We start from the raw sequence: 23,539 nt of genomic DNA on the forward strand, positions 1-23,539 counted from the left end.
GGTTAGCGCATCGCCATCTTCATCAAATCCTGTCACATATCCATCTCCTGAATAACCCGTTACGGTAGAAGCTTCATCGATTCCCTGCAATAATCCATTCTCTGCTTCATAGATTTCTGCTTTTCCCTTTGCTGATGATAATGGAATTAGAGAAACAAACATGATAATAACCATCAAGACAATGCCTGTTTTTTTCACTTAATCTTCCTCACTCTCATTTTTGATTTGGATGTAGTAGAAAGAATCATTTTGTAATCGTTTACAATAAAGTGATGAAAATGGACGGCTTGTATAATCGAATATTGAACAAGCCGTCCATTTAACTTATATCTAGCTATACATCTTTTTGAGAAAAATCACTTACTCTATTATGCTAATCATTGTGTTGACCATAACTTAATACGATCCTGAATATGCTGTGTATATATTTTTTCCATTTCTTGAACGCCATCTTTTTCTAATTCCGCCATGTAGGCATCCCAAATTCGGTCAAAATCTTCCGGTTTGGACATCACAGCTTCCGGGATATACTTCCATGTAATATCTTTCATCTTCGCTCCCAAAATCATAGATGGATCATCATTAGGAAGCGATATAGTGTAAGCTGCTCCATAAGCTCGTGGCTGGAAGTCTTCTTCGGTTGGAAAAAGATCTTTCCAGTGTTTAGCTTTGTATGCTTTGAGTGTCTCTTTCTCAGCATTACTGTAATTGAGACTTAGTAATTCTGGATAATTGCGAGTAAAATAGTTGCCTGTCGAATCTTTAATCCCATCTCCATAATGAACCATCATATTCCAGTACAGACCAAGACCCGCTTCTTTCTGAAATGCAGCACTATCGTTATTAGCTCTCTCCTGCACTTCTGGTATAAATGAGCGTTTGCCGTTTTTGACAGTATAATGCTTGCCTTCAATTCCCCAGTTATTTAGAACCTGACCTTCTTCTGAAGCTAAAAAGTCAAGAAACTTGATTGCACGTACTGGATCTTTGCATGTACTGGAGATCGAAATACCATAACCACCATCAAATCCGGCTAGCCAGAAACTGGTATCTTTATACTCCTTGCTCATAGTAACAGGATAATGACCATATGTTTGGTCAAACTTACTTGCTGCTCTAAGCGCATTTTGGCCATCTCCATAATCCCATTCCGGATCAGCAAGACCCAGAATTCGTCCTGAAGCCACTTTAGCTTTGAATTGATCCGTTTTTTGAACAAAACTTTCTGGATCTAATAACCCGATCGCATTCATATGGTTCAACCAGCGAAAAAATTCCTTTTCTTCCGGACGACGAAAATGATAGGTGGCTTGATGTGTTTTCTGATCGATATAATATTCTCCGTCATCAGGGCCTCCAGTTGTCTGGAATCCAAGATTGGTTACCTGATACATATGCCAATCATCCGCATTCAGTGACATTCCGATATGCTTATTACCGTTCTCATCTACAGGATGCTTGGATAAATAAGACTGGATCACTTTTTCATAATCCTGTACCGTACGGATTTCAGGATACCCTGCTTCCTTAACAACACGATGCTGTAGTTCAAATCCTGCGTCTGCTCTGATTTTTTTCTCATCTACAGCTGACCAGGTAGGAACAGCATAGATTGCTTGATCATCCAGACTGTATTTGGTGCGAACGATTTTGTCTCCTAGCATTTTTTTGATATTGGGTGCATGCTCATTGATCAGATCGGTAAGATCGAGAATAGCTCCTGCATCGACCAGTTTGCCCACATCTGCTTTAGCTGCGATCAAATCTGGATAATTACCAGTTGCTGCGATTAATGAGAGCTTTTGAACTGGATCGCCTACAGCAAATTCTGCGCTTAAGGTAACACCGGTTTTCGCCTTGATTACTTTGCCGACTTCATCGTTCATATTATTCCAATTGGTACTGGAATCTTCAGAAAAATAAGTAAAGGTGATTGGTTGTTTTCCATCTCCGCTATCAGGTAGATGATCTCCAGACGAATCTGTAGCGAAAGGATTGCTACATCCTACAAGCGCTGTGATCATGACCAGCGACAGTGCAGAAGCTACTATTTTTTTGTTGCCTGACTTCATGAAGCTTCCTCCTTCATTATGATAAATCATAGATCTGAGACTATATCAGTCAGATATAAATGGTTTAACTTTTAACAGCTCCAAGCGTCATTCCTTTTACAAAATATTTCTGCAAGAAAGGATAAACAATCAGAATAGGTACAGTTACGATGATAGTAATTGCCATTTTGACAGACTCGGGTGATACCTGTGCCATCCGTTCAGCCATATTGGAAGCATCCTGAGAATTGGTTGCACTGGTTGTCGTACTCTGTAAAATCTTCATTAATTCATACTGTAGAGTAGTCAACGTTTCATTAGACCCGTTAAACAAATACGTATCAAACCAAGAATTCCATTGTCCTACTGCCAAAAAGAGCGCTACAGTTGCCAGTGCTGGTTTGCAAAGTGGAAGAATAACACGCCAGTAGATGACAAAGTCATTGGCTCCATCCAGTTTGGCAGATTCCTGTAGAGCGTAAGGCAACCCATCTATAAAAGAACGAATAACAAAAATATTAAATGCACTAACTAGACCCGGTAAAACATATACCGCAAACGTATTAATCAAATGCAGATCCTTCATCAGAATAAATCCGGGGATCATTCCACCTGATACATACATAGTGATTGCTAAAAACATGGATATCCATCTTCTTCCTCCAAAATCGTTACGGGCAAGTACAAACGCCAGCATCGATCCACTTAACAACCCCAATACGGTTCCGATAACTGTTCGCAACACAGAGTTTTGAAATCCAGTAATCAAACCTTTGTACGTAAAAATCAAATCGTAATTTTTCAATGTAAATTCTCTTGGCCAGATTGTGATTCCCCCTCTGACGGTATCAACCGAATCATTCAGAGAAATGGCCAGTACATTAAGAAATGGATATAGTGTTAGCACAGTTACCAGAATCATGGATACATAAACGATCACTTCCAAAATGCGATCCTGTATTGATTTGGTATGTAGTTTATTTTTAGAACGGCTAGCCGATGTCGTACTGTTGGCAGTTCCCATTTCTTCCTCCTTACATAATGCTTTCTTTAGTAACACGTTTAAAAATGCCATTCGCTGCAAACAACAAGAACAGACTAATCACCGAGTTAAAAATATTGATCGCTGTACCGAATGAGTAGCGACCCATGGACAGTCCATAATTAAGCGCATACAAATCAAGAACTTCAGAATAATCAATGACCATATGATTACCTAGCAGAAATTGCTTTTCAAAGCCATTACCTAGCAGGTGACCAATAGACATAATGAGAAGCACAATAATGGTTGGTCGGATGCCCGGTAGTGTAATATGCCACATTTGTTTTAGGCGGCTGGCACCATCTACTCGTGCAGCTTCATATAGTTCGGGACCAATGCTTGAAATAGCAGCTAGATAAATGATGGCGTTCCAGCCCGTTTCTTTCCAAATATCTGCACTGGTGACGATATACCAAAACCAATGTCCTTGAGACATAAACGGAATCGGCTGATCGACCAGATTGAGACCTAGCAATATACTGTTTACAACACCACCATCTGTGGACAGCATTTTGGTAACAATCCCTGCTGCAACTACCCATGATACAAAGTGAGGCAGATAAGATACGGTCTGTACAAATCGCTTCATTACCCCAATGCGGACTTCATTAAGTATTAAGGCAAAAATAACTGGCACTACAAATCCTGCCACCAGCCCCATAAAACTCATTGCCAGTGTGTTACGAAGAACCTGATAGAAGTGGTCATCTTGAAACAAAGTGCGAAAGTGTTCCAAACCTACCCACTTCTGTTCAAAAAAACCTAACCCTGGTCTATATTTTTGAAAAGCCATCGTCCAACCCCACAAAGGAAAATACTGAAACACAAACACCCAAAGTACAAATGGAATAGACATGTAGTACAAATATCTTTGATTATGCCATTCTTTCCATTTACCTTTTCTGATTGGGCTTGCTTTTTTGTATACGCTTTCCTTTTCTAATATCCGTTTGCTCATATTCCCCCTCCTCTCTGACTTTTATCTTAAATCAGAGAACAGCAAGCCGACATACAACGAATTTCGGTGAAAATCATCTACAAATTATGGATTTTAAAATCCGAAGGTGAGCATCCTTCATACTTTTTGAATTTGCTATAAAAATAATTAACACTTGTATAGCCGACCTTTTCCGAGACTTCATAGACTCTCATTCCTTGATTTAATAATTCCTTGGCTTTTTGAATGCGGATTCTGTCTAGATAAGTATTAAAGTATTCCCCTGTTTTATTCTTGAAGATCTGACCCAAATGAGCTGTACTGTAATTCAGTGTTCCTGCCAGTGTCTCCAACTTCAGCGGGTCACTGTAATGATTATGAATAATGCTAATCATCATTTTTAATTCTTTTTCTTTACCTTCTGGTGCTGTATCTTTGGCAAGCATCGTCAGAAAAGAGTGGATTTCTGCTAAAAGGTCAGTCAGATACTCATATGCAAAAATTCCTTTTAAAAAATGCGAAATCTTCTCTGTCTCTTTCCAGTGTGTATAGGAATGTATGTTCAATTTGTGTAGCACTGCATGGCATAGATAGAAAAAAGATTCTTTAATATGGGTTTCGTCATACTTTTGAGCAAGAAAAAAAGAAAAAGCTTGCTCCAATAGCGGTCGGATCATCTTATGATTGCCTGTGTCCAAACTGTAATATAAGCGCAGAGTAAACTCTCCCATCATTTCGTCCGGAATGTTTTCCCTTGTATCCATAGCATTCGGTACCAGACAATTTACAGACCTCACTCTTACTGATTCTTCTTTTTCATGAAAAAATGCCTGTTTTAAAGCAGATTCAGCTTCTGCAAAAGACATATGTATCTTCTCGGGTGTTGATACAGCTCCACCTGTGGCAGCAATAAATTCACTGCTCCCGAGTGTCTGTTTAAGCCATTGATAATATTTCTGGCGAGACTTTGTACCACGTAGCGGTTGATTGAGAAATATAACGATATAGGATGAAAAGACAGTAACTACTCCCTTACCGTCATATTCTAGACATGGCTTTAACTTATTTAGGAATGTATGTAATTTATCCGAAAAATCCACATTGGCATTTTGTGGACGTACAATAACAATCTCGTAACTCTCCCAAAACATTCCGGCATCCTCTGCTATATTTCGCAAAACTATAGAATCTTCTGTATGTTGCGGAACAAGCAAACGCTGAAGCAGCCAAGTCTGATCTGCCTTTGTTATTTGTTCCTGTTCTTTCTGACGTTGTTCCTGCTCTATCTGTTCACGAATGCATTCCAGCGTATGGGTCATCTCCTGAATATCTACTGGCTTGAGAAGATAACCATCAACACCGTATTTGATCGCCTGTTTGGCATACTCAAAATCGGCATAGCCACTCAAGATGATAACGTGTAGACGATATCCCTCTGAAGATACAGCTTGAAGTAACTGTAGCCCATCCATAAGTGGCATTCGAATATCAACAAGTGCAATATCCGGCTGCTTTTCAGCAATGATACTAAGTGCTTCTTCTCCATTGGCCGCTACTGCAATCACTTCAAAGCCTAATTTCTTCCATGGAATTAATGTTTGAAGTCCCTGTCGCAACTTCGGTTCATCATCTACAATAAGAACTTTAATCAATATCATCGCCTCCCGGTACAATAAATGTGATAGTCGTTCCGCTTCCGTAGCTACTCTCAATATGCAAAATGCTTGCTTGACCATACAACAACACAAGCCGATCATTTACATTACGAAGACCAATCCGCTGTTCTTTTGAATCATTGGCCGGAGAAGCAAGCTCTTGTTGTACACTTTCCAGTCGCTCGGCTGAAAAGCCGGTACCATTATCGCTCACCTGAATTTGAGCTCCTCCTATGATCTGCGTGACCTCTACTCTAATCTGTCCACCTTCTGCACGATGATCCAAACCATGAATAATCGCATTTTCCACTAATGGCTGAATAATTAAGGGAGGCACACGGATCTTTTGGATTTCGGGTTCTATCGTTAGCTGATACTGCAAACGATCTTCATATCTGAACTTTTGAATATCTAAATAACCTTGAACATACTTCAGTTCTGTTTCCAGCAAGATCATATCGCTATTGGTCTCAAGACTACTACGCAACAACGTACTGAGTAACCATACGACTTGGGCAATATCATCCTGCTGACGAATATGGGCTTCCATCCGAATCGACTCCAGCGCATTGAATAGAAAGTGAGGATTAATCTGACTTGCTAGCATTTTAAATTTCATTTCATTTTGTCTTTGTTCTATCAGGCTTTTCTCTCGATTGGTTGTCTGGACTTCATGAAATAATCTATCAATGTCTTTCACCAGTGCATTGAACTGGCGAGACAGCACTCCGATTTCATCATTGCCATCTATATGTAAAAAGGTTTCCCACGAACCAGAACGAACATTTTCTACATGATGGCTGAGTCGTTGTAGTCTTCTGGAAAGTAATAAAGCAGAAGCATACGTAAGAAAAGTGGCAACAATTAGACTCGAGGCAATCACTATAGCTCCAAGAAAGATCACATGATTGGCATCACGAGTAATCTCAGCAATTGAAAAAACGGAGATCATCCGCAGACTATTCCAGCTATCATTCGGTTGTAAGGTAGCGACTACAACTTTGGAGTCTTTTCCATCGAGTGATATATTATAACTGCCCTCAGCAAGACTCAAAATATCGCTACTATTATACAGAGTCGATGCTTCTCGTTCCGATCCTTTTATAGAATTAGAAGCAACCAGTTGATTCTCACTGTCCACGATAAATGTAGGAAAAGACTCTTGTTCCAGAATGGCACTTAATCGTTGTTTGTTTACATTAATCACCATTACTCCTTTTTGCTCTGAAGCGGCTAAGGGAAATGAGCGAATCAAACTTAATTCCATAGCATTTGTTCGTTCATCTTGGATCATATTCCAACCTACCACTCCTTTTTGTGCTATTGCTTGTTGATACCAGATCTGATCCAGTAACTTTTGAGTCGGCTGCATAAATTCCCAGTTATTCAGTGCTCCCGGATTGATCGCATATATTCGAATGCCAGAAATCTCTTTATAGAGCTGTATATATTCTCGAATATTCGTGTAATTGTGATATTGCTGAATGACTTCGGTATAACTGTTGTACGTCTGACTGGCTGTTTTTTTCATCTGATTATCATTCATAAGCCGATTCGAAATATCTAATGGAACTTTGATTAATTCTGCGGTACGCTTTTGAACACGATCCACATTATTGGATACCTGCACCAAAGTACTTTGCACTACAACTTCACGCAATCTTGCAGTCAAAAAAAGACCGCATAATAGTAGAGGAATGCCTGCTGCTGTTATAAACGTAATAGCTAACTTCTTTCTTATTTTCATATCATTCATTATTCGAACGAAAAACATGATTTAACCTCCAGTAACCAGCCTGCTTTATATTTAAAAAAGCCCCTTCTACAAAAAGGGGCTTTCTGTTTTGGATCAATTCTTGCTTATTCAAGCACCCTATCTATGGCTCGAAGTGTGAAAGAGCGACTCTGATAGTCTTTGGACTCGTAATGAAGAGCCAAACCGAGCTGTATCAATTGGTCTCCTCCATATATAATACTTTCTTCATTGATATCAGATTTCACTTCATATTCCAGTTCTGGATTCAGTCCATCCAACCGCAGAATTTGTTGAGGTCCGTTAGATATTGCCATAACCTGAAAAGCATAGACGAGAGCTTGCATTTTATCTTCCGAGACGAACATCCACCCAGATTGGTTCCCTGTAAATGGACTCTTCAATCGATATAAATCTCCCTCTTGCACCAGATTGCGAATCTCTTTGTAGTTGGCAACCTGCCGCTGAACGATATTCTTTTCTTCATCAGTAAATGCTGTGAGATCCAGTTCATACCCGAAATTGCCAGACATAGCGACACTACCTCGAAAATCAAGTGGTGTACTGCGTCCGACCTGATGATTGGGTACAGCTGATACATGTGCACCGATCGCACTCACTGGATAAACAAGACTGGTGCCATATTGAATCTTGAGTCGTTCTACCGCATCAGTATTATCGCTAGTCCACGTTTGCGGCATATAATAGAGCATTCCGGGATCAAAACGTCCACCTCCACTAGCGCAACTTTCAAACAATATGTTCGGGAACTGTACCGTTATCCGCTCTAGTAGCTCATATAATCCAAGTACATAACGATGCGCAGTCTCAGCTTGTCGCTCTGGTGGCAATGTTGCCGATCCCATCTCTGTCAAAGCCCGATTCATGTCCCATTTCACATAAGAGATTGGAACCGTAGAGAAAATCGTAGAGAGTGAATTATAAATATAATCTCGTACTTCCGGGCGTGTATAATCCAGTACCAATTGCCATCTCGCTTCACTACGTCTTCTTCCCGGAACATGCAGGCACCAGTCAGGATGTTCACGATACAGCTCGCTTTCCGGCGAAATCATTTCTGGCTCGAACCAGAGTCCAAATTGTAGACCTGTTTCACGAATACGCTGCGCTACATCAGCTAGCCCTTCAGGTAGTTTGCGACGATCCTCGTACCAATCCCCCAAAGACGAGTTATCAGCGTCACGTCTACCAAACCAACCGTCATCTAGCACAAATAACTCAATACCGAGTCTAGCCCCCTCCTCCGCAATGGAGACTAGCTTTTCGGCATTGAAATCAAAATAGGTCGCTTCCCAGTTGTTGACCAGAATTGGTCGTTCCCGATCACGGTATGTTCCCCGACATAATCGACTGCGGTACAGACGATGGTAGATCCGCGACATTTCTCCAATTCCTTGGTTGGAATATACCATCACTGTTTCAGGAGTCTGAAAATCTTCTCCGGCATTTAGCTGCCATCCAAAATCAAACGAATTTACTCCAATACCTAACCTTGTAGAGCCAAACGAATCGACTTCTGCAACGGCTTCAAATCCCCCGCTGTACACCAGACTGAAACCAAAAGCTTCACCATGATTCTCTGTCGTCTCCGGGGTGACAAGCGCAGCAAACGGATTAAACTGATGGCTGCTCATCCCACGCTTGCTGTCGATTCGAATTTCGCCTTGCCGAAGCGATCTTCTCTGTATATTGCCTTCCCTTGCCCATGCACCCGATAAGTAAATCATCTCCAGTTCATCCTGACCATACATATCTACACTTGCACTCAAAGCACGACGAAGTCGCAGTGTCTCCTTTCCTTCATTGATGAAGCGTGCAGCACGTATGATTGCATTTCGCTGTTCAAAAATAGTGTACTGTAACACAACTGTAAGACCCGAATACTGATCTTTCAAAAGAAGTTCTAATGTCTGTGCTTCCGATTCATTCTCCGTATATACTGCTGGAAGTCCGCTCAGTGATGGTTTTCCTTGGATCAGTCGGTAACTGTCGTACTGAAGCTCAGTGATACGAGTTCCGTCTGCTAATTCGACCTGATACGCTGGATTGCGAAAATCTCCACTTCCATACTGTGGGTATTCCTGTGGAAGTCTATCCAACCCTGTTGTCGAAGACGTATGGATAAGCAGGTTCTCCATCACTGACCGATGCTTCAATGGCGCTCCCCAGTATACATGCACTGAATATCCATTTACGATTTGGATCATATAACTCATACCGGACGATTGTAGATGAAACAATCCAGATTCTTCCTGAACGATTACACTCATGACCAACACCCTTTCTTGTTCATTCCATTATGTATATTCATGCTACCTGTAATACCCTCGTTCATAAAATATGGATTAATGATTTTCCGGTATGTAACAATGAATATGATTATTCTATAAAAATGTTATATGAAACGGACTATATCGTATATGGCATGATGATTCGAAAATATGTTATTTTGATAGATATTATAAAAATAAGGAGAACCGCTAATGATCGAGTATTTACCAAGAAGCAAACAACACACCGAATTGTATCTCACCCAATTTGGGATCGAAGATTGTATATTTGGTCATGAGTTTGGACCAGCAGTCAGAACTCATTATCTGCTCCATTATGTATTTGAGGGAAAAGGGACTTTTGAGGTGAATGGAGTACAACATTCGATTGGTTCAGGACAAGGCTTTCTAATCTGTCCCCATGTGGTTACCTATTATGTAGCAGACGAAGCAGAACCATGGTCCTACGGCTGGATCGGATTCAATGGTACGCTCGCCGAATCGCTGCTGGAACAAGCAGGAATGACTCTTGCTTCTCCAATAATCTATTACGAGCACAAAGATCGAATACATCAGTATTTACAGTGGATGATTCAATCGAATGAATATCCAGCAGCACGAGAAACACGATTGACTGGATTGTTGTATATGATTTTTTCGCTACTAATGGAAAATGCGCCGAAAACGCTAATGGCGCAAACAAGAAGTAACGCTGATATCTATGTGGAGCAGGTCAAAGATTTTATTGAAATGAATTTTTCTCAAAAGATTACAGTAGAAGATATTGCCCATTTTATCGGATTGAATCGAAGTTACTTATGTTCCTTATTTACAAAAACAACCAAGCTCAGTATTCAAGATTATCTTATTCGTTACAGAATGGATACAGCATCCAGTATGCTGATCCGTACAGATCTATCGATTGGTAATATTGCCCGTTCAGTAGGCTATATCGATCCTTTACTGTTCTCCAAAATTTTCAAAAAAATTAAAGGGATGTCGCCTAGAGAGTATCGAAGTCAATCGCTACTGAATGCCAATGTAATAATTGACTGACTCTATATGCTCAAAAAAGAAAGTTAGCGAACTGATATCTATTTATGCTTTATGTCACTTCTCGCCTTATTCCACTAGAAAGGTTTATAATTAATTTTATATATTAGCTTAACTTTGTATATCTAGTATTTAAAGTTGTTGAATATGTCGGTCATATCATTTTTTCTTCTTTCCTTTCTCATACAGTTCATCTATCACGAGCAAGACGTCGTCCAGTCGGAATTTTGAACTATTTTGCTTGTTATTACGAATATGCAGATAGGACGTAATGAGATCGCTGAAAATAAATACAGGGTGTTGATCTGCATAGTATTCATTCGCTGCAGATCCATTTCGAAGGAGGAAGATTCATGGGACGCTGGATTGCAGCAGTTCAAAAAGGATTTGGTAAAAAGCTTATTCGGTTGCATGCTTGGAATGCTTGGCTCGTTGCTCTTCTAGCTGTTACAGGTCTGGTACTTGTCGGGGGCTTTTGGCGAGAAATACTGGGTGAGGTTAGAGTCTGGGTACGTTGGCTTCATATTATAGGAGGATTAGCTTTATTGGTCCCTGTAGTCTATTACTTATTTCTGGCGGCGAAGCACTGGAAAAGGCTGTCTGATAAACCCGGGCAAAAATTCAATGTTATTGTAGTTATGGTCTTATTGGTAGGCTGGATTATATCAGGGATTTTATTATGGTTATTACGCCAAGTAGGACCGGCTGTGGCTAACTCGGCTTTATTTGTTCATGATCTACTGACTTGGGTGGGACTTCCTTATATTATCTATCATTCTCTAACACGTACCGCTTGGTTAAAAGATCCGAAAAAACGTACAATCAAACAACCTGTCACTGTAGAAAAAACGATTACGGATAAAAGTGGCACTGTAGTAGCCGCATCATCACCAACGGCCCCTTCTCCTTTTTATACACGACGTACCTTTTTGCGCTCCGCTATAGGTGTTGGACTCGCTGTATCGATCGGACCTACATTTGTAAGATGGTTAGGAAGTTCTTTGACTAGTGGAGGTACATGGGAACAGGTTGCTGCCAGTAATGGTAATAAGATGATTCCTGATCCTACACCACTGAAATCATCTGCCCCGCCTATAGGGGGTGGTGCTCAAGGTGAGTTTCGTGTGTATACGGTGACACCTATTCCTAATTTTGATAATAGTAACTGGGATTTCAAAATAGATGGATTAGTAGATAAACCTCAAACATGGAACTGGGAACAATTTTTGAAATTAAAACGTGATGTGCAAGTAAGTGACTTTCATTGTGTTACTGGATGGTCGGTGTATAAAAACACATGGGAAGGTATTCCTTTAAGTGACTTTTTAAAAGCAGCAGGTGTTCAATCTTCTGCGACCATGGTCAAATTTTATTCAGGGGATAATGTCTATACGGATTCTCTTACACTTGATCAAGCGCAGATGAAAGATATTATTGTAGCGGTATTGCATGATGGTAATATCATTCCTGCTGATCTAGGTGGGCCAGTACGATTGGTTATTCCTCAGATGTATGCTTACAAATCGGTAAAATGGTTGAACCGGATTGAACTGATTGCTGAAGATCATGTAGGTTACTGGGAACAACGTGGTTATGATAAAGATGCCTGGTTGCCTAAAGCTTAAATCAAGTTTCATAATCATACACAAAAAAGCAGTGTGTTTACTCTTAGCTAAAGAGAAACACACTGCTTTTTTGTTGGTAAGGAATAGATGGTAGAAGCTTAATAGTATGAATTTTTCTGTTTTCATGTAGATTCAATTATTTTTTATAATTCCAATAATCGCTTTAATTCTTCTTCGTCTTCAATGACTTCAATACCGAGCTCTTGAGCTTTGGTGAGTTTGCTACCTGCTTTTTCACCAGCGATCACGATATCTGTCTTTTTGGATACACTACCTGTCACTTTGGCGCCTAGAGACTCTAGGCGCGCAGCGGCATCATCACGAGTCATCGTCTGTAATGTACCTGTAAGTACAACCGTTTTGCCTGCAAAGTAAGAATCTGTATTGATAACAACAGGTTCAGCAGGAGATTGCGGTTGTACACCTCGGTCTAACATTTTCTGAATACTGGTCTGCATAAAAGGATCTGCAAAAAAAGCAACAATGCTTTCAGCTACAATATTGCCGATATCCGGTAATTCGACTAACTCTTCTACTGTTGCATTCATGACTTTGTGTAAATCACGATAATGCTCGGCTAACATACGAGTTGTAGATTTACCTGTATTCGGAATACCTAAAGCATATAAGAATGATGCTAAATCTCTGGTTTTACTTTCTTCGATAGCCTGCAATAAATTATTTGCTTTGCGCTCACCAAATCGTTCTAGTTCTACTAATTTCTCAAATTCTAAAGCATACAGGTCTGCTGGTTCTTTGACCCCTAACTCACTATGCAATTGTTGAGCTGTCATTATGCTAAATGTCTCGATATCCATAGCATCTCTAGAAGCAAAATGTGTAATCTTAGCTATAATCTGTGGTGTGCACTCTAGTGTGTTGTTACAGAATAGATGGGCTCCACGCTGTTCTAATGGAAATCCACAAGCAGGGCATTTCTCTGGGAAAATGATTTCTTCTCCATCGCTTTCTTCAGTCACTTTACCAAGAATCTCCGGTATAACTTCATTCGAACGGCGAATAAAAACACGTGTTCCGATTGCATATTTTAAATTTTTGCGTTCAATGTCTCCAATATTGTTTAGCGTGCAATTTTGTACAGTCACACCTGCAAGTTCAACAGCTTCTACACGAGCTAATGGTGTGATTTTACCTGTACGACCTACATTCCAAGACACCGATTCTAAAATCGTGCTCGTTTCTTCTGCTTCAAATTTGTAAGCAATTGCCCAGCGTGGGAATTTATCAGTATATCCCAGTACTTCGCGGGTACGCATATCTGTAATTTTGACCACAGCACCATCGATTAAGTAATCTAATCCTGTACGTTGTGCCTGAATATCTTCCAATTGAGCAATCACATCATCAAAATTCTCAAAGTAAAAAATATACGGATTGACTTTGAAATGATTGTCTTTAAGAAATTGCATCATCTCTTGATGACTTTCAAATGTAATACCGTCCATATACCCTATGTTATAAAAGAAAGCACTTAAACGACGAGTAGCTGTTACTTTAGGATTCAAATTACGCAAAGCACCCGCAGCAGCATTACGTGCATTTTTGAGTTTGTCTTTATCTGTAGCATTCTCATTATAAGCTGCTAGTACAGATAGATTCATAATGCCTTCGCCTTGTACTTCAATTTTGCCTTCTTTGAAAGGAATAGATAATGGAATCGAACGAATCGTTTTGACTTGTTCTAAAATTCCTTCTCCGGTTACTCCATTACCTCGGGTTGCCGCTTGAATTAACTTCCCATTTTCATAGGTGAGATTAAGTGTTAATCCATCGAACTTGAGTTCAATCGCATAAGAGGGTTCTGGCAATGGTTGATCAGGATTTTTGGTATTATAATCAGCAATTAATTTACGAGCACGTGTATGCCAACTTGCTAGCTTTTCTAAATTTTGAGCTTTGTCTAGACTCCATAATGGAGAAAGATGGCGATGAGGTAAAAATCCTTTTAACAATTCTCCACCTACACGCTGAGTAGGCGAATCAGGCAGTACGATTCCACTGACTTCTTCCAATTGGATTAATCGATCATATAGAACATCATATTCTTTATCATCGACTAGAGGTTCATCTAACGTATAGTAATGGTAGCTGTACTTATTAAGCTCTGTAATTAATTGTTCCATTTCATGCATCGGATCCATGTGTAGTATCCCCTCCCGGATTCAATAAGATAAACTATTGCTTTAAGCCAAACTTTAATACTGCTTATCGTTAGCATTTTGTCGCATATGATTATTATTTGCAATGAAAAAACAGAACCGAACAGTAAGTAATTCGGTTCTGTTTTGAACATACAACTTTTACTCATCAAGTGATAACAAGAGCTTTCTTGCTTACACGATCAGATTCTTTATTCTACTTTAGTAATCGGAGCAAACCCTGCTAATAAGCGTTTGAGTCCTGTCGGTGCAGGGAAAGCAATTTGTAATTCCATATCATTGCCTGTACCTTTGACTGCTACAATCGTTCCGATGCCCCATTTACCATGAGAGACTTTATCCCCTGCTTGGAAGCTATCTGATCCTCCACCAGCAGCTACAGGCTTAGGTGTAGCTCCTGTCGTTACCGTTACTCTTGCATTTGTAGATCCTGGTACTGCACGCGCAGAAGATCCACTGCCAAAAGCAGCTGTATTTTCACGTTTGCTACCAAAGCTACTTGTACTTCCTCCAAAGCTACGATTACCTGATCCATAACTGCTAGTGCCGCGACCTGCTCCACCACGACGATAGTTAGGCGCTACTGCTGTATCTTCTTTGAACTCTTCTGGAATTTCTTCTAAAAAGCGTGAAGGTGGATTCGCTGTAGTTCGTCCAAACAACGTACGCATCTGTGCGCAAGATAAAAATAGATTTTTCTCTGCACGTGTAATCCCTACATACGCTAAGCGGCGCTCTTCTTCCAATTCTTCATTATCTTGAAAAGCACGACTATGCGGGAACACGCCTTCTTCCATACCAATAATAAATACAGTTGGAAATTCCAAACCTTTGGCACTATGCATTGTCATCAATACAACTGCATCGTCATCTTCTTCAGGTTCATCGCCTACGGTATCGATATCAGCAATTAACGCTAGATCCGTCAAAAATGAAATCAATGAACGATCTTCATTATTTTTCTCAAATTCCATCGTTACAGATAAAAACTCTTCTATATTTTCTAAACGAGCTTTGGATTCAAGAGTATTCTCCCGTTGTAGTTCTACCCGATATTCAGATAACTCTAAAATCTTTTCGGTTAATTCGGTAACTGATAAATACTCTACCATTTGATGAAGTGAAGCAATCATATCGTAGAATTCAACCAACATATTACGAGTACGACCCGCAAAACCTAGATCATCTACTATTTCTAATACTTTGAAAATAGAAACGCCTTTTTCTGCCGCTGCTACTGCCAATTTGGCTACAGTCGTATCACCAATACCACGCTTAGGCACATTGATAATTCGAGTCAAACTGATATCATCATCTGGATTCGAAAGCAATCGTAAATACCCGAGCAAGTCTTTGATCTCTTTACGATCATAGAACTTGATACCGCCTACGATTTGATAAGGAATATCTGATTTGATCAAAATTTCCTCAATAACCCGTGATTGAGCATTGGTACGATACAATATTGCATGATTACGATAAGGCTGTCCTGTTTTTACACTTTTATGAATCTCAGAAGTCACAAAGTATCCTTCATCATGCTCAGAATCCGCACGATACACTTTGATTTTGGCTCCGCCTTCTTTGTCTGTCCACAGTTTTTTCGGTTTGCGACCTGTATTGTTTCCAATCACTTCATTCGCTGCACTCAGTATATTGGAAGTCGAACGATAATTTTGCTCCAAAAGAATTGTTTTCGCTTCTGGATAATCTTCTTCAAAATTCAAGATATTACTGATATCTGCTCCACGCCAGCGATAGATCGATTGATCACTATCCCCAACAACACAGATATTATGATGAGCTTCTGCTAACATTTTACAAAGCATATATTGTGCTTTATTCGTATCTTGATACTCATCGACATGAATATAGCGGAATTTTTTCTGATAAAATTCTAAAACTTCAGGAACTTCGTTAAACAATTGGATCGTCTTCATAATCAGATCATCAAAGTCTAATGAGTTATTAGCACGTAGACGTTGTTGATATTTGGTGTAGACTTTGGCTACAATACCTTCGAAATAGTCACCAATCTTTTGCTCGTATTGAGCCGGAGAAACCAATTCATTTTTAGCAGTACCCATCATTCCTTGCACTGCTTTAGGTTCGAACTTTTTGGTATCGATGTTTAAGTCTTTCATACAAGAACGAATAACAGATAATTGGTCAGATGAATCTAAAATAGAAAAGTTGGAAGTAAATCCGATACGTTCAATATCTTTACGCAGTATACGTACACACATAGAGTGAAAAGTAGATACCCAAATTTCACGACCTGCTGGTCCTACCAGACGGGAAACACGTTCTTGCATCTCGCGTGCTGCTTTATTGGTAAATGTAATCGCAAGAACGCCCCACGGTGCTGATTTGCGTGCATCAATAATATGCGCGATACGATGTGTCAGTACGCGCGTCTTACCACTACCTGCTCCTGCCATAATGAGTAGCGGTCCATCTGTGGCGAGCGCGGCTTCTTTTTGTCTAGGATTCAATCGATTGATTGCCTCCTGTATATTTACAGTATTCATAGGGAAGTCAGGCTCCTTTCTTAATAGAAAAATGATAGTTGAAAATCATCTATGATCAAGTTAGGATACTTCTCGTTATCTGGAGATAACTTGTACAGTATCTAATGCGGCTTGCAGATTTTCATAAATTATATTGCCGACGACAATGGTATCACATACTTGCTTAGCTTGACGAGCAGAATGATAATCTCTAATTCCACCGCCATAAAATAATTGCGCTTGATGCGTTGATCGGCGAATCTCACCTGTTAGTTCCATATCTCCAAAACGTCCACTATATTCTATATAAATAATAGGAAGACGAAACAAACGGTCACCGGCTTGAGCATAAGCGACTGCCCGATCAAGATCGATTTCTGTTAATGCTTCGGTACGCTGAGCGACTGTAGAATCCGCATTCAGTACAATATAACCTTCAGGAACAAGCTTGTCCCAGGGCATCAAATGGCTATACTGTTCGATAGCAGAGACATGCTGTCCTATCATCCACTGACTATCATTGGTATTTAATATCAATGGAATCATGTATAGATCGAATCCAGGTACAACCATTTCCAAATCAGATACTTCAAGAACACAAGGAATATCATATAGGCTGATACGTTTGATTAGATCTGCTGTATTGTTGTAGGTTACGCCTGATGATCCGCCTACCATAATCGCATCTGTCCCAGAACTACATACTTTTGCTAATACATCGTCCGAAATCGTTCGATCCGGGTCCAGTTTAAATACATGTTGCCATGTTTTGATTTGTTCTCTCAACCTTCATTCCTCCGTCTTCGGACAACCTTCAAATTAAGTCTATGATAGCCGATGCAAAGTGTCAATTTTTGTTCGCATTTTAGGGGAACAAATTTATATTTTGCCTTATTACTCATCAAAAAAGAAAAGTATCCTGCTCCTACATCCGAGGAACAGAATACTTTTTAGTTATCTTTAGTGATGAAATGTTTAGCATTGCCTAACTTTTAATAAGCGTTTTTATTTACAAATCCATTATGGATCGTTTTGAAAATGATTTTGATATCGAATAATAATGACCAATTTTCGATATAAAAAATATCGTGATTGATACGATCTTCGATAGACGTGTCTCCACGTAGACCATTGCTTTGTGCCCAACCCGTAATTCCAGGCCGTACATGGTGCTTAATCATATATTTTGGAATCTCATCACGGAACTGTTCTACAAAATAAGGACGTTCAGGACGAGGTCCCACTACACTCATGTCTCCAAATAATACATTAAAAAATTGAGGTAGCTCATCTAAACTGGTTTTACGTATAAAAGCTCCGAACTTGGTTTTACGTGGATCATCGGCTGTCGTCCAACCTGTATCGACCTGTCCTTCAGGAATAATACGCATAGAACGGAATTTGTACATCGTAAAGTTACGACGATTGAGTCCTACACGTTCCTGCTTAAAGATCACAGATCCTGGAGATGTCATTCGTACGCCAATCGCTACAATAATCATAATAGGAGATGTAATAATAATAGCTATTAATGCAAATACAATATCAAATAATCGTTTGAACATCCGATTCGCAGCGATATCTAGTGGAATATCTCGTACATTAATCATTGGCATTCCCGCAAAATTATCAAAGTATGGACGAGCTGGCAGATAATCAAAGAAATCCGGGATGATTAATGTTCGTACACCGGCTTTTTCACATTCTGCAATAATACTTGGATATTTATGATGGGCATCTAGCGGTAACGCCAAAATTACTTCATCAATCATCATCGTATGCAGAATATCGCCAAGCTTATCAATTTTGCCTAAAATAGGTTTGTATTTATTAGGTTCCTGTTCATTGTCTTCTAAATAATCATCTAAAAAGCCAACAATTTCATAACCCATCTCAGGATACTGATCTAAATTATTGCAAAAACGTTTCCCCAGTGAACCTGCACCAAGAATCAAAACAAACTGCTTATTAAATCCACGTTGTCTCGCACGTTTCAATCCTTTTTTGATCACATACCGATAAGCCATAATTAGCATCAGCGTAAGAATCACATAAATAAACAAATACGAACGAGAGATATTTACTTCTTTCACAAAAAATAAAGCACCTAATAAAACAAAAATACTGACAAGATGAGTTTGGAAAATTTTCATCAATTCATCTGCAAAACGTTTTTTACGCTTTGGTGAATAAAGTGTACTCATCCCACCAATTAAGATCGCTATACCACCATATACTAGACTCCATAGCGCATACGTCTCAATCGGTAGTGCTCCAAATTCGATCGGTGTATCATAAGCAAACCAGCCACTTTCAAATTTCACAAACCAGGCAAGTAAAAAGGAGAGTTGAATGATCATAAAATCAGCTAAAATATACAAACGAGTTAAAAAGCGTTGATTTTTACGAATCATGTTTAAGCTCTCCTTTCTGCTGTTGTAACCGATTTGGCAGGTAATAATTTATTTTTAAGTAGGGATAACATTAATTTAACTCCAATTCCGGTAAAAACAATACTATTGGTAACAAAGGAATATTTTTGACGATAATGTTTGCGGTGAAATAACCACATTGCCCGGTGGAACTCATAAATGATTTTAAACGGTTTACGACGACTGCTAGCACCTTTGTAATGAACAATTTGTGTATTTCCACGATAATGGATTTCCCAGCCTGCTTCTTTGATCCGGTAGCACCAGTCAATATCTTCTCCATACATAAAAAACTCTTCGTCCAGTCCGCCAATCTGCTCAATAACTTCACGCCGAACTAACATAAATGCACCTACTAATGAATCAATCGGATAAGACTCGTCTGGATTCAAATAACCTAACTGGTAGCCATTAAAGCGTGGATTATCTGGAAACCATTTGGAAAATCCAAAAGCATAATAAAAAGATGCGGACGGTGTAGGAAACCCACGCTTACATGCTTTATCCAGTGATCCATCTGGCAACACAATTTTACAACCCGATGCTCCTGCTTGAGGGTGAGCATCCATAAAAGACACCATCGTCTCTAAAGTATCTGACTGAACGATGGTGTCGGAATTAAGTAGTAGTATATATCGTCCTTGCGCAATTTTCATTGCTTGATTGTTGCCTTTGGCAAATCCAACATTATCTTTATTTGCAATAAAAGTAATGTCTGGATAAGTCGATGGGATCACTGTAGCTGAACCGTCGCTAGAAGCATTGTCCACTGCAATAATCTCATAAGCATATTGAGTGCGTGATTGATATACAGACTCAATACAATCAAGTGTAAGCTGACAAGTATTATAATTTAAAATTAAAATGCTAACGTCCATGGTAACGCTCCTGACTAAAATATAAATCTACTGGCATTATAGCATATCTATATATCAAAAAGATAAATCCGCTCAGATTCCATTATTCTTCTTAGATATAACCAATCATAATTAAAAATCGAAAAAGCCATTGTTCTGTTGTAGATTGTCGGTAAAGCTGGCATTGACGTAAAAAACGAATACGTTGCATGAATGTGGAGCGTGGAGCGATAAATGCTTCCAATTGTTGCTTCATTTGAGGATCAGTTATCTCTTTACCATATATACGCTGAAATTCTTTAGCTTGTTGCACCAATAATTTTTTATCTTTATGTTTGCGAAAACTATTCCATTTTTTTTTCACTTTTTGCAGTAAGGTAGATTCTCCGCCTACTACGTTGTTATTGTGTTGTCTATAGTATACAGAAGGTGTGGGGTCAAAATAAACTTTACCAAAACAAGAAATAGTAAGATATATCCACCAGTCATGCATTTGAATTCGATTTAGATCAATCTCTTTATCATAAAATAATTTAAACGCATCATAGCTTAACATAATCGTCGTTCCAACCGCTATATTTTGGAATAAAGCATTATAAAATGAAGGTTCTTTTCTCAGATTTTGCGGCCAGACTACTTTCGGATTAAGGTTTTCATCGGTAATCTGAGTAGCTGTACAGACCATATGCGGTTGATAAGGAGAGTCAGATATCGCAGAATCAAGTGTACTCACCTCTGCTGCAATTTTATGAGGTAACCATATATCATCTTGATCACAAAAACAAAAATATTGAGCTGTAGTATCTGCTTCCTTGATCAAACTCCAGAAACTACGTATTACACCAACATTTTCTGTTTGTAGATATGTTATTTGTTTCGGGTAGCTTTGAGCATAAGATTCAAGAATACTAAGTGTTGCATCTGTTGATCCGTCATCCCTAATTAGAATATGAATATTCGTATACGTTTGTTTTAAAATACTGTCCAATTGTTCTGCTATGTATTGAGCTCCATTGTAAGTAGAAAGAAGTACCTGCACTTTTCCAGTCATAATAACCTCATTTGTTTTATTATCATCCCTATAATTCACTTTATTGTAGCAGAATCAATACTATAATTACAAAAAAACAGATAAGAGTTTATATGGTTTTGAAACCAAATTCTCTTATCTGTTCATCTTAATGATTAATCATTTTTGTACTCTTGCATAAAAGCATTTAATCCTTCTTGCCAAGAACGGATATCTGTAAATCCATTCGTTCTTATCGATAAATGCTCCATCACCGAATTAGCGGGTCTTGGAGCAGGTCTTGGAAATTCACTCGTAGCACATGGTTCCAGTACGGCTTGTATATCTATACCTAAAGTATCAATAGCCTGTCTGAATATTTCTTGTGTAAATTCATACCAGGTGCATGAGTCACTATTAGAAGCATGATAAACACCGTATTTTTCTGTCACCATCAATTCTGTCAAAAACTCTGCTAAGTCTACTGTATAGGTTGGCGAACCTTTTTGATCATGTACCACTTTAAGTTGCGGTTTTTCCTGACCTAACTTCAGCATAGTTTTCACAAAGTTGTTACCATGAAGTCCGTATACCCAAGAAGTGCGCACAATAAAGTATCGAGAAGATAAAGATTGAATCAATACTTCCCCAGCACGCTTCGATTTGCCATAGATACTTTGAGGATCTGTATTGTCATACTCATGGTAGGGTTGTACACCTTGTCCATCAAATACATAATCTGTACTAATATAGATCACTTTCGCTTGTACAGATTCTGCTGCTACAGCAATATTACGTGTTCCTACAGCATTGACCAGATAAGCTCCATCAATATCAGTTTCAGCCACATCGACCGCTGTATAAGCCGCACAATGAATAATCACTTCCGGTTGAAAAGAAGTGATGACTTGCTGGCATTGCTCTAGATTTGTAATATCTAATGTCTCACGATCGCAGCCTAATACTTCATGACCTTTCGCCTGGATGACTTTGACTGTATCTACTCCAAGCTGTCCAGAAGCACCTGTAACTAATACTTTCATTGATTAGCTCCTAGACGATCTCCATATTGCTGTTGGTAATATTCTTGGTAAGCTCCTGAAGCAATACGAGTCCACCAGTCTTTGTTATCCAAGTACCATTGAATCGTTTCTTTAATTCCTGTTTCGAAATTATGCTTAGGCTTCCATCCAAGTTCACTCATGATCTTCGTAGGGTCAATACCATAACGACGATCATGACCTAAACGATCTTCTACATATTTGATCAAAGATTCTGGCTTACCTAGTTGTTCCAAAATTGTTTTAACGATATGGATATTGGTACGTTCATTGTTACCACCAATATTATAAACTTCACCGTTTTTACCTTCATGAATAACTAGATCGATCGCGCTACAATGGTCTTCTACATACAACCAATCACGGATATTGAGTCCATCACCATATACAGGTAAAGCTTCATCAGCCAAAGAACGAGAAATAATCAACGGGATTAATTTCTCTGGAAATTGGAACGGCCCATAATTGTTAGAACAACGTGTAATATTAACCGGCAAACCAAAAGTTTCATGGTAAGCACGTACTAACAAATCTCCGCCTGCTTTACTAGCAGAATACGGGCTATTCGGTGTAATCGGAGTCTCTTCGGTAAATAGCCCTGTTTCGCCTAAAGAACCGTATACTTCATCTGTAGATACTTGTACAAATTTTGTAATGTTATACTTTTTAGCAACGTCCAGAAGTACTTGAGTACCAACGACGTTTGTTTTCACAAAAATCTCTGGCTCCAAAATACTACGGTCTACATGCGATTCTGCTGCAAAGTTAACAATCACATCTACACCATCTGCAACCAAGCGATCCATTGTAGCTGTATCTGCAATATCTGCTTTTACAAAGGTATGTTTAGGATTGCCTTCGATCGCTTTTAAATTTTCTAAATTCCCTGCATACGTAAGAGCATCTACATTGATAATCTGGTACTCGGGATGTTCACGTAACATATATAGAACAAAATTACTACCAATAAAACCGGCTCCGCCAGTAACAAGCAATTTCATAATTTGCCTCCTGTAAGAATCATATTTAGATTCTAACTATTTTATTTATTATGCTCACCTAGTAACTAGTAAGCAGTGGAGT

17 protein-coding genes (1 of these 17 only partly in view) are annotated in these 23,539 nt (G+C 39.1%); 2 read left to right on the forward strand and 15 right to left on the reverse strand.

Annotated elements, in window-relative coordinates:
• The 7 genes from PQ456_RS19420 to PQ456_RS19450 form a co-directional block, all read right to left on the reverse strand.
• Nucleotides 1-198, reverse strand: the start of a protein-coding gene (locus PQ456_RS19420; protein WP_273613679.1) for a glycosyl hydrolase. It extends 1,503 nt beyond the left edge of the window; 198 of the gene's 1,701 nt are visible here — the first part of the coding sequence; the start codon lies at nt 196-198; the stop codon falls past the left edge of the window.
• 179 nt (nt 199-377) lie between these two features.
• Nucleotides 378-2,072 carry an ABC transporter substrate-binding protein gene (locus PQ456_RS19425; RefSeq protein ID WP_273613680.1) on the reverse strand — a complete coding sequence of 565 codons (1,695 nt, stop codon included), beginning with the start codon at nt 2,070-2,072 and terminating at the stop codon, nt 378-380.
• 64 nt (nt 2,073-2,136) lie between these two features.
• Nucleotides 2,137-3,075, reverse strand: a complete 939-nt coding sequence (locus tag PQ456_RS19430; protein WP_069328577.1) for a carbohydrate ABC transporter permease — start codon at nt 3,073-3,075, stop codon at nt 2,137-2,139.
• 10 nt (nt 3,076-3,085) lie between these two features.
• On the reverse strand, nt 3,086-4,051 hold the full coding sequence (locus tag PQ456_RS19435) for an ABC transporter permease (protein WP_137226225.1): 966 nt from the start codon (nt 4,049-4,051) through the stop codon (nt 3,086-3,088).
• Nucleotides 4,052-4,128: 77 nt separating this feature from the next.
• Nucleotides 4,129-5,682 carry a response regulator transcription factor gene (locus PQ456_RS19440; RefSeq protein ID WP_273613681.1) on the reverse strand — a complete coding sequence of 518 codons (1,554 nt, stop codon included), beginning with the start codon at nt 5,680-5,682 and terminating at the stop codon, nt 4,129-4,131.
• On the reverse strand, nt 5,675-7,459 hold the full coding sequence (locus PQ456_RS19445) for a sensor histidine kinase (protein ID WP_273613682.1): 1,785 nt from the start codon (nt 7,457-7,459) through the stop codon (nt 5,675-5,677). Before PQ456_RS19445 ends, PQ456_RS19440 begins: the two co-directional genes overlap by 8 nt.
• Before the next feature lie 86 nt (nt 7,460-7,545).
• Nucleotides 7,546-9,729: an alpha-galactosidase gene (locus tag PQ456_RS19450; RefSeq protein WP_273613683.1), complete on the reverse strand. Its 2,184-nt coding sequence runs from the start codon at nt 9,727-9,729 to the stop codon at nt 7,546-7,548.
• A gap of 213 nt (nt 9,730-9,942) precedes the next feature.
• Here PQ456_RS19450 and PQ456_RS19455 point away from each other — a divergent pair, with 213 nt between their 5' ends.
• A complete protein-coding gene (locus tag PQ456_RS19455; protein ID WP_273613684.1) occupies nt 9,943-10,785 on the forward strand; it encodes an AraC family transcriptional regulator in 843 nt (280 codons plus the stop codon).
• Nucleotides 10,786-11,135: 350 nt separating this feature from the next.
• Nucleotides 11,136-12,407, forward strand: coding sequence for a molybdopterin-dependent oxidoreductase (locus PQ456_RS19460; RefSeq protein WP_273592474.1), 1,272 nt, complete (start codon nt 11,136-11,138; stop codon nt 12,405-12,407).
• A 143-nt stretch (nt 12,408-12,550) separates the two neighbouring features.
• Here the strand turns inward: PQ456_RS19460 and ligA are convergent, their stop codons facing one another.
• From ligA to rfbB, 8 genes are all read right to left on the reverse strand, one after another.
• Complete coding sequence (gene ligA, locus PQ456_RS19465; protein ID WP_273613685.1) at nt 12,551-14,569, reverse strand: NAD-dependent DNA ligase LigA; 2,019 nt, start codon at nt 14,567-14,569, stop codon at nt 12,551-12,553.
• Between the two features lie 209 nt (nt 14,570-14,778).
• Nucleotides 14,779-17,118, reverse strand: a complete 2,340-nt coding sequence (pcrA, locus tag PQ456_RS19470) for a DNA helicase PcrA (protein WP_273613686.1) — start codon at nt 17,116-17,118, stop codon at nt 14,779-14,781.
• A gap of 75 nt (nt 17,119-17,193) precedes the next feature.
• Nucleotides 17,194-17,883 (reverse strand): heptaprenylglyceryl phosphate synthase, encoded by a 690-nt coding sequence (gene pcrB / locus PQ456_RS19475; protein ID WP_273613687.1) that lies wholly within the window; start codon nt 17,881-17,883, stop codon nt 17,194-17,196.
• Between the two features lie 206 nt (nt 17,884-18,089).
• A complete protein-coding gene (locus PQ456_RS19480; protein WP_273613688.1) occupies nt 18,090-19,511 on the reverse strand; it encodes an undecaprenyl-phosphate glucose phosphotransferase in 1,422 nt (473 codons plus the stop codon).
• 2 nt (nt 19,512-19,513) lie between these two features.
• A complete protein-coding gene (locus tag PQ456_RS19485) occupies nt 19,514-20,407 on the reverse strand; it encodes a glycosyltransferase family 2 protein (protein ID WP_273613689.1) in 894 nt (297 codons plus the stop codon).
• Between the two features lie 91 nt (nt 20,408-20,498).
• Nucleotides 20,499-21,437: a glycosyltransferase family 2 protein gene (locus tag PQ456_RS19490; protein WP_273613690.1), complete on the reverse strand. Its 939-nt coding sequence runs from the start codon at nt 21,435-21,437 to the stop codon at nt 20,499-20,501.
• A gap of 134 nt (nt 21,438-21,571) precedes the next feature.
• Nucleotides 21,572-22,438 (reverse strand): dTDP-4-dehydrorhamnose reductase, encoded by an 867-nt coding sequence (gene rfbD, locus PQ456_RS19495; protein ID WP_273613691.1) that lies wholly within the window; start codon nt 22,436-22,438, stop codon nt 21,572-21,574.
• On the reverse strand, nt 22,435-23,457 hold the full coding sequence (rfbB, locus tag PQ456_RS19500) for a dTDP-glucose 4,6-dehydratase (protein ID WP_273613692.1): 1,023 nt from the start codon (nt 23,455-23,457) through the stop codon (nt 22,435-22,437). The genes rfbD and rfbB overlap by 4 nt, the downstream gene beginning before the upstream one ends.
• Nucleotides 23,458-23,539 lie beyond the last annotated feature (82 nt).

Source organism: Paenibacillus kyungheensis (assembly GCF_028606985.1).
GTDB classification, from domain to species: domain Bacteria; phylum Bacillota; class Bacilli; order Paenibacillales; family Paenibacillaceae; genus Saccharibacillus; species Saccharibacillus kyungheensis.

Bases quoted from the DNA above. Each gene is read 5' to 3' on its own strand.
- PQ456_RS19435 (WP_137226225.1), bottom strand. From the start codon at position 4,051: ATGAGCAAACGGATATTAGAAAAGGAAAGCGTATACAAAAAAGCAAGC.
- rfbB (WP_273613692.1), bottom strand. From the start codon at position 23,457: ATGAAATTGCTTGTTACTGGCGGAGCCGGTTTTATTGGTAGTAATTTT.
- PQ456_RS19450 (WP_273613683.1), bottom strand. From the start codon at position 9,729: ATGAGTGTAATCGTTCAGGAAGAATCTGGATTGTTTCATCTACAATCG.
- ligA (WP_273613685.1), bottom strand. From the start codon at position 14,569: ATGGATCCGATGCATGAAATGGAACAATTAATTACAGAGCTTAATAAG.
- pcrA (WP_273613686.1), bottom strand. From the start codon at position 17,118: ATGAATACTGTAAATATACAGGAGGCAATCAATCGATTGAATCCTAGA.
- PQ456_RS19485 (WP_273613689.1), bottom strand. From the start codon at position 20,407: ATGGACGTTAGCATTTTAATTTTAAATTATAATACTTGTCAGCTTACA.
- PQ456_RS19460 (WP_273592474.1), top strand. From the start codon at position 11,136: ATGGGACGCTGGATTGCAGCAGTTCAAAAAGGATTTGGTAAAAAGCTT.
- PQ456_RS19430 (WP_069328577.1), bottom strand. From the start codon at position 3,075: ATGGGAACTGCCAACAGTACGACATCGGCTAGCCGTTCTAAAAATAAA.
- PQ456_RS19490 (WP_273613690.1), bottom strand. From the start codon at position 21,437: ATGACTGGAAAAGTGCAGGTACTTCTTTCTACTTACAATGGAGCTCAA.
- rfbD (WP_273613691.1), bottom strand. From the start codon at position 22,438: ATGAAAGTATTAGTTACAGGTGCTTCTGGACAGCTTGGAGTAGATACA.
- PQ456_RS19445 (WP_273613682.1), bottom strand. From the start codon at position 7,459: ATGTTTTTCGTTCGAATAATGAATGATATGAAAATAAGAAAGAAGTTA.
- PQ456_RS19480 (WP_273613688.1), bottom strand. From the start codon at position 19,511: ATGATTCGTAAAAATCAACGCTTTTTAACTCGTTTGTATATTTTAGCT.
- PQ456_RS19455 (WP_273613684.1), top strand. From the start codon at position 9,943: ATGATCGAGTATTTACCAAGAAGCAAACAACACACCGAATTGTATCTC.
- PQ456_RS19425 (WP_273613680.1), bottom strand. From the start codon at position 2,072: ATGAAGTCAGGCAACAAAAAAATAGTAGCTTCTGCACTGTCGCTGGTC.